At 47.3% G+C, this 7,386-nt stretch carries 6 protein-coding genes; 2 read left to right on the top strand and 4 right to left on the bottom strand.

The features are described 5' to 3' along the window. Positions 1-415: 415 nt before the first annotated feature. The 3 genes from EKM89_RS09115 to gnd form a co-directional block, all read right to left on the bottom strand. A complete protein-coding gene (locus tag EKM89_RS09115) occupies positions 416-1,774 on the bottom strand; it encodes a gluconate:H+ symporter (protein WP_125687842.1) in 1,359 nt (452 codons plus the stop codon). 169 nt (positions 1,775-1,943) lie between these two features. Continuing rightward, positions 1,944-3,494 (bottom strand): gluconokinase, encoded by a 1,551-nt coding sequence (gene gntK / locus EKM89_RS09110; RefSeq protein WP_125687840.1) that lies wholly within the window; start codon positions 3,492-3,494, stop codon positions 1,944-1,946. A 49-nt stretch (positions 3,495-3,543) separates the two neighbouring features. Further along, positions 3,544-4,449: a phosphogluconate dehydrogenase (NAD(+)-dependent, decarboxylating) gene (gene gnd, locus EKM89_RS09105; protein WP_125687838.1), complete on the bottom strand. Its 906-nt coding sequence runs from the start codon at positions 4,447-4,449 to the stop codon at positions 3,544-3,546. Positions 4,450-4,596: 147 nt separating this feature from the next. On the opposite strand from gnd, the gene EKM89_RS09100 reads away from it, so the two are divergent. Together EKM89_RS09100 and EKM89_RS09095 are read left to right on the top strand one after the other, a co-directional pair. Then, positions 4,597-5,457: a MurR/RpiR family transcriptional regulator gene (locus EKM89_RS09100; RefSeq protein ID WP_125687836.1), complete on the top strand. Its 861-nt coding sequence runs from the start codon at positions 4,597-4,599 to the stop codon at positions 5,455-5,457. 79 nt (positions 5,458-5,536) lie between these two features. After that, entirely contained in the window at positions 5,537-6,295 is a 759-nt protein-coding gene (locus tag EKM89_RS09095) for a GH25 family lysozyme (RefSeq protein ID WP_125687834.1), read from the top strand. 500 nt (positions 6,296-6,795) lie between these two features. Here the strand turns inward: EKM89_RS09095 and EKM89_RS09090 are convergent, their stop codons facing one another. Continuing rightward, entirely contained in the window at positions 6,796-7,167 is a 372-nt protein-coding gene (locus EKM89_RS09090; protein WP_125687832.1) for a DUF4828 domain-containing protein, read from the bottom strand. Positions 7,168-7,386 lie beyond the last annotated feature (219 nt).

The following is a 7,386-nucleotide window of genomic DNA, read 5'->3' as shown; positions in this document are numbered from 1 at the left end:
ACCCCAGTCGAGTATTGTCAGAAGATGCTAGTTGCCTAGGTTAGAAAAGTGTCTAACATTTTGCTTGCACTTCAAAACGCCGACTAACATTGTCGACACGGCTAGCTGCATCCCTGGCCGCCTCCGGTTTTGATTGTGCGCGTCAACTCCAATCACTGAATCCCAAGTGGCGGCTAAAGTTTAAGCATAATTCAACAGCGTTCCTAGCGACATGATCCATGTTACTCAGACTAACTACATCTGCCGGCCGGTAAGGCGATGGTTGGACAACATTGCCTAATTTTAGACCCAGTGTCGTTGTGACAACAGTCATAATGAGTGTTTTGGGACTTTCAACCTTCAGAGACAATAAAAAAAGGTCAGGACCTTTGTCCCAACCCTCATAAACTCGAATTGATTTGTCAGAAATTAGAATTTAATGGAATGCCATGTTCAACAGCAGCACAATCAGTATCCCGACGATGGAAATCACGGTTTCCAGTACCGTCCAAATGCTCAGCGTTTGCTTAACAGTTAAATCAAAATATTCTCTAAACATCCAGAACCCAGCATCGTTTACGTGAGATGCGGCCAAGGAACCAGCACCAATGGCAAGAACCATTAGGGCAGGGTCAACGCCGGACTGTGCCATCAATGGGGCCACAATTCCGGCAGCGGTCAAAGCGGAAACAGTTGCGGAACCCAAGGCAATCCGGAGAACCACAGCGACCAACCACCCTAAGATCAGTGGAGACATGTTGGAGTCGATGAAGAGCTTAGCAACTTCTTTACCAACACCACCGTCGATGAGGACTTGTTTGAAGGCGCCACCACCACCGATAACTAACAGCAGCATCGCGATTGACTTGACGGCATTTTCCAAAGTAGCCATGATGTCTGCAGTCTTCCGATTCCGCCCCCAGCCCATGGTAAACATGGCAACGAGTAATGAAATCAACATCGCAATGGCGGGATCACCAATCAAGGCAACGATTTGGTCTAACAGTGAGGCGTTCTTAGTTGGTGTTGCCCCACCATCGACCGTCATCTTGTAGATGGTCGTGATGGCCATCAAGATAACGGGGAAGAGGGAAGTCAGAACGGACAGACCAAAGCTAGGTGCTTCGGAAGGCTTGAAGGTCTTAACTTCACCCAATGAAGATAAGTTTCCTTTACGTTCAAATGCGGCCGGCGCAAATTTCTGCGCAAGTTTCGTGAACATGGGTCCGGCAACGATAGCTGCAGGAATCGCAACAACTAAACCAAACAGAAGCACCTTCCCATCATTAGCGCCCAGGACTTGTGCAATGGCAACAGGTGCCGGGTGAGGTGGCAAGAAGCCATGGGTAACGGACAAAGCAGCCGCCATGGAAATCCCCAAGTAAAGAATTGGGACTTCAGCTTCAACGGCAATGGCGAAGACGATAGGGATCAACAGAACCATCCCAACTTCGAAGAACAAAGCAATCCCGAGAATGAATGATGCTAACATAATGGCTAATTGCAAACGTTGTTTCCCGAATTTATCAATCAGTGTCGTCGCAATAACGTAGGCCCCACCGGCATCGGCAACTAACCGACCCAGCATGGCACCGAATCCAAAGACTAAGGATAGTTCGCCAAGTTGGCTCCCAATCCCAGCCTCAATCGTCGTGGCAATCTTGGTTAGGTCCATCCCTAACAGCATGGCTGTCAGAACGGAGGTAAGAATCAGGGAAACGAAAGTATTGATCTTGAATTTGATAATGAGGACCAATAAGAAGATAACCCCAATTAAAAGTGCTATAAGCTCCATTTTAAGTAAGCCCTTTCATTGAATGAATTTTGAAAAGCCAGTGTGAAAACACTGGCTTCTCAATGTGATTAAACACATTGTACTTGATTCCTAAAGATTTGTATACGATTTAGTTTCAAAATCCCTAAATTTAACGGGTTAGTTTTCTGAAAGTACTAAGTCCACAGAACTATTTCTTGTCTGATTTGTGAACGTACTTACGCTGATAGTCAGCGATGTTCTTGTATTCAGACTGTAACTGTCGACTTAAGCGAATGTAGATTGGCACCAAGGCCCGGTATGCGGGGAAGGTTTCTGGATTAGGGTGGTGAACGTTAGCCACACCGATGAAGTTCTTCACGGCGGACAAGTCATCGATCATCCCTAAAGCATACATGCCTAACGTGGCAGCACCCAGAGCAGTTCCTTCGGGACTCTCTGGAATCGTAACGTCTTGTTCGAAGATGTCGGCTAACATCTGCCGCCAAAGCGCAGAGCGGGCGAACCCGCCGGTTGCTTGGATGCTAGATGGCTTACCAACGACTTCTTCGAGGGCCAACATCACGGTGTACAGGTTGTAGACGATTCCTTCAAGTGCGGCACGAACCATGTGGGCCCGTGAATGGGTCCGGGTCAAACCGAAGAAGGAACCACGAGCATTGGCGTCCCAGATTGGGGCCCGTTCGCCACCTAAGAATGGGTGGAAAATGAGACCGTCGGAACCAGCAGGAATCTTGGCTGCAATCTCAGTTAAGAGGTCGTAGGAGTCAATTTGCATTTGTTCCGCCGTCAGCTTTTCGGGAGCGAAGAGTTGGTCACGGACCCAACGAAAGACAATTCCACCGTTGTTGACCGGTCCACCAACGACCCAATGATCTTTAGACAGGTAGTAGCAGAAGACCCGGCCCTTAGGATCAATCTTCGGCTTGTCGGTAACGACTCGGACGGCACCGGAAGTCCCAATAGTGACAGCAACGACACCAGGATCGATGGCGTTGACACCCAGGTTGGCCAGGGGACCATCGGAGGCACCCATGATAAATGGCGTTTGGGGGTCGATGCCGATTACACCGGCATAGTCGGTCTTCATCCCAGTAATCTGATCAGTCGTATCAACTAGCTTAGGCAATTGGTCACGGGTAATCCCAGCGACTTCGAGGGCTTGGTCATCCCAGTCCATGCTGAAGATGTTGAACAGCCCAGTTGCGTTGGCAATTGAGTAGTCTTCTTGTAAGACACCAAACAACTTGTAAATAACGTATTCCTTGATACCAACGAACCAACGTGCTTGGTTGAACAGGTCTGGTTGTTCATTACGTAGCCAGATTAATTTGCTCAATGGCGTCATTGGATGAATTGGTGTCCCGGTCTTTTCGTAAAGTTGTTTGCCGACGCCATTTTCGCGCAGTTCATCCGCGTATTTAACAGCTCGGTTGTCGGCCCAAGTGATTGCACGGGTCAAAGGCTTATGATCATCATCTAATAAGATCAAGCTGTGCATGGCAGCAGAGAAAGAAACGCCGTGTAACGTGCCGTTCTTCAAGTCTGCTTTGCGCATTACCGTGGTCATCCCATCGATAATGGCGGAGAAGATTTCATCTGGATCTTCTTCAGCCATGTCGGGCACATCTTGATAGAGGGGATACAGGTTGTTTGAATAGCCTTGCATCTTACCCGCAGTATCGTAAAGTACGGTCTTGACACTGGTTGTCCCAATATCGACCCCAATCATGTAGTCCATAATGCTCTTCCTTTCATGTTACAAGTTACAAGTGGTTTCGTTTAAAGGCTTACTTGTCAGCCTTGTCCATGGCGTGACCACCAAAACCGTTACGTAAAGCAGAAACGACTTTACCGGTGAAGGTGTCATCTTGCATAGAACGGTAACGCATCATTAATGACAAAGCGATAACTGGTGTTGGGACGTGGCTGTCCAAACCTTCTTGAACAGTCCATTGACCTTCACCAGAAGCGTGCATACGACCAGCAATCTTGTCTAACTCTGGGTCGTCAGCGAAGGCTTCTTCGGCAAGTTCCATGAGCCAACCGCGGATAACTGAACCGTGACTCCAAACCTTAGCAACGGCTTCGTTGTCGTAGTCAAAGTCGGAAGCTTCGAGAACTTCGAAACCTTCGGCGATGGCTTGCATTTCACCGTATTCGATCCCGTTGTGGACCATCTTCAAGTAGTGACCGGAACCGGCCTTACCAGTGTAAAGGTAACCATCGGCTTCAGAAATGTCTTCGTATAATGGACGAATCGTTTCGAAGGCTTCTTTACTGTCGCCACCGATCATGAAGTTCCCGTGTGAACGAGCGCCTTCCATACCACCTGAAGTACCACAGTCGAAGAAGTCGATGCCCTTAGCTTTGAGGATTTCATTGTGACGCAGTGAATCCTTGTAGTAGGAGTTCCCACCATCGATTAAAATGTCGCCCTTACTCAGCAAGTTGCTCAATGATTCAATTGTTGCATCAGTAGGCTTGCCGGCAGGTACCATTACCCAAACAATCTTTGGAGAAGGCAACTTAGCAACCATTTCTTCCAAACTGTTGGCACCTTCAGCACCAGCAGCAACAGCTTTGTCAACAAAGTCCTTGTTTAAGTCAAAGCCGACAACTTCGTGCTTGTGGTCCATTGCGTTTTCTGCAAGGCTAAGCCCCATTTTACCTAATCCAATCAATCCGAGTTTCATGAAATTAATCTCCTTTGCAAGATGCGAAATTTTTCTGACAGGGAATATTATATGTAAAAAAGTTTCACATTTCAAGTCATATGATGTAAAATGTTTACAAAAGCTAAAATAAATTGAAATTTAATCTGGAGAAAGGGGGCGGCGACCATCGCACGCTCAACAACGGGGAAGATTCGCGGAACGTATGATCAGTTGTCCCGCACAGAAAAAAAGGTGGCCCAGCTGGCTTTAGACAATCCGGCACTGGTCAGTGAAATGACGATCAAGGAGCTCGCTAGCGCAACCGGGGTGTCTACAGCGACCATTTCAAGGTTCGTTAAACGGATGAACTACGCTAACTACCGGGAGTTTACCATGGCATTGGCGCATACGGCAACCGAGGAGACTCCACAACAACCTAGTTCGTTTCCAGAACTTGCTGAAGGGGATTCACTGGCAACGATTGCGAACAAAACTTTCGGATTTTCTATTAGTTCTTTGCGGGCTACTAATGAAGCTTTGAGCGAGAAAGATCTTGCTCGAGCAGTCTTGAAATTGATCAACTCCCGTAATGTGGCCTTCTTTGGGCTAGGCGGGTCATCTGTGGCAGCTTTGGATGGCTACCATAAGTTTATTCGAACGTCATTAAACGTCATGTATCATCCGGATTATGACATTCAGTTGATGCAAGCCGCTAAAATGACTGATGCCGATTGCGCGATTGTGATTTCCCATTCAGGTCGGAATCGTGAAACACTACATATTGTTAAGGAGCTTCAGCACAGTGGCGTGACAATTATTGCAATTACTAGTTACAGTGGATCTCCGCTAGCCCAGGCCGCAGATGTGACTTTTCTTTCATTAACGGATGAAGTGAAGTACCGTTCGGAAGGCATGTATTCGTTGATTTCACAGTTGACAATCCTCGACAGTCTTTTTATGATGACTATCTTGCGCATTTCTTCACGGACTGACAAGGTCATGACACGGGTCCGCGACGTAATCGAACAGACCCGCCACGAATCCTAATCGGCATGGTATAATGGAAATATTCCGCTATCCGGAGAATGTTGGATGGCAAGCTAGATTAGGGGAACGGTGATCGACGGTGAAACGACGCGACTATCAACCAATATATGAGAACACCTTCCGCCGGCACCATCGACGTCGATGGTGGGCTTTATGCGCTTTCGTCATTGTTTTGCTGGTGGCTGGTTTTGGCTGGTTTCAGTGGCAGGCGCACCAGAAACAACAATTAGCCAATTATCCGGTCCGGGGGGTCATCGTAAATCAAGATAGCGGTTATCTTGATTTTCAGCAGCTGGCCAAGCATCATCAGTTTGTTTACTTGCAAGCAACTTCTGGAGCAACTTATACGGACGATGATTTTAGCGACAACTATTCACGGTCACAGGGGGCCGACATTAAAGTCGGCGTCGTGCATACGTTTAGTTTTACGACGACAGCACAGCATCAGTTCGACCATGTCGTTGAGACGGTTGGGACAAATTCTGGGTCGCTGCCAATTGCCATCAACGTGAGCTACTATGGCGACTATAACAGTGGAAACACGACGATGGCGGCTCAGGGACAGAAGCTAAAGCGACTGGTTACCTTGCTGCAGCAGCACTACCAGCAGGGAATTGTCATCTTGGCTAATCGTCAGGTGTTAAACCAATTCGTCAAACCGGTTTTGCCGCAGCAAGACTACTGGATTGCTGGTGGTCACTTGGTTGGTCATGCGGCTCAGATTCGCTTCATCGAGTACGATCCCAACGCGTCAATCACTCAGAACGGTCAGGAACATGCAGTGGCCGTCTCTGTGTTTAACGGCACCCACCAAAGTTGGTCGAAATATTCGGAATAATTTAATAAATGTAAATGAGGAGAGTGGGACATCAGGCGGTTAGTTTGCGAGCATTAACGTGATAGCAGGGATTATGCCCGATTCTGGCATAGCTTTTGCTATCGGAGTAAGCGCAATAAACTACCTTGTGTCCCACGTTTCGGCACCATAGGGGCGTAAATAAAAGTTGCTTCTTTCAGAATCTAATAATTCTGAAAGAAGCAACTTTTTGAGTTATGTCCCACACGCTTCCTACCTCTAGTCAAGTTGATGTGGCTGAAGCATGAGTTAAAAGGACAATTTAGTCCAATCAGCGCCTTACCAGTCGGTAGATATGGGCTAGAGAACGGTGCGAACACAGGTTGAAGTCTCGAAATTTCCGAGCCTGAGCCCATATCCGCCTTTTATTCCATTCTTCATTTTTGCATGATTGTGAGTTGAAATTTTTGATTGCGCTGTAAGTCGGAGCACAATCATTCAAATTACGCTCAAAATAAAAAAGTTAGAGCATAAGACCCTAACTAATCGTTCTTGTCAGTCAGTGGCTTGACGGCGTAAGTGCAGTCGTCGGCTTCATCGAAGAAAGAAATTGGTTGGCGCTCGTTGGCGTGAATCGTCAAGTGATAGCCAAATTTATCTTGAAATGTCAGCTGTTGCTCGTTAAGGTCTTGAACCCGCACCTGTAACGGATGATCATCGATCTGCACGTCAAGATTAGGACTGATTGCTAACCGGTGACGCCGTTGATTGTGGGGGTCAACAAACTGCCACGTGCCCACATAGAATAGCGGTGACTCGCTTGGCTGTGGCTGTTTCTTTTTCCGTAACGAAAAGCCGCCCGTTAAGCCAGCGACGAGTGAAATGCCAAATAGTGCGATTTCCCGACCTTTCACCGGTAATCCCTCCCTTGAATAGATTTCCACCTTCAATATACCATTTTTAGCTGCGAATGCCTTAACAATTACCCCGGTTTAGCGGAAAATTAATTCTAGAGCTATCGCGACGCCGGTGTGACTGTTAAAATAGAAAAAGACAACTGGTTTTGTGGTTGGTTAGGTTAGTAACTGAAGATTGCAGATTCCAAAACACCGGTTATGACCGTTGTAACAGCG

The sequence above is a fragment of the Levilactobacillus fujinensis genome, assembly GCF_003946335.1.
Lineage (GTDB): Bacteria > Bacillota > Bacilli > Lactobacillales > Lactobacillaceae > Levilactobacillus > Levilactobacillus fujinensis.
The sequence above is the reverse complement of the archived record's forward strand: the minus strand, read 5'-3'. Positions and strand labels throughout refer to the sequence as shown.

Bases quoted from the DNA above. Each gene is read 5' to 3' on its own strand.
- EKM89_RS09115 (WP_125687842.1), bottom strand. From the start codon at position 1,774: ATGGAGCTTATAGCACTTTTAATTGGGGTTATCTTCTTATTGGTCCTC.
- gntK (WP_125687840.1), bottom strand. From the start codon at position 3,494: ATGGACTACATGATTGGGGTCGATATTGGGACAACCAGTGTCAAGACC.
- gnd (WP_125687838.1), bottom strand. From the start codon at position 4,449: ATGAAACTCGGATTGATTGGATTAGGTAAAATGGGGCTTAGCCTTGCA.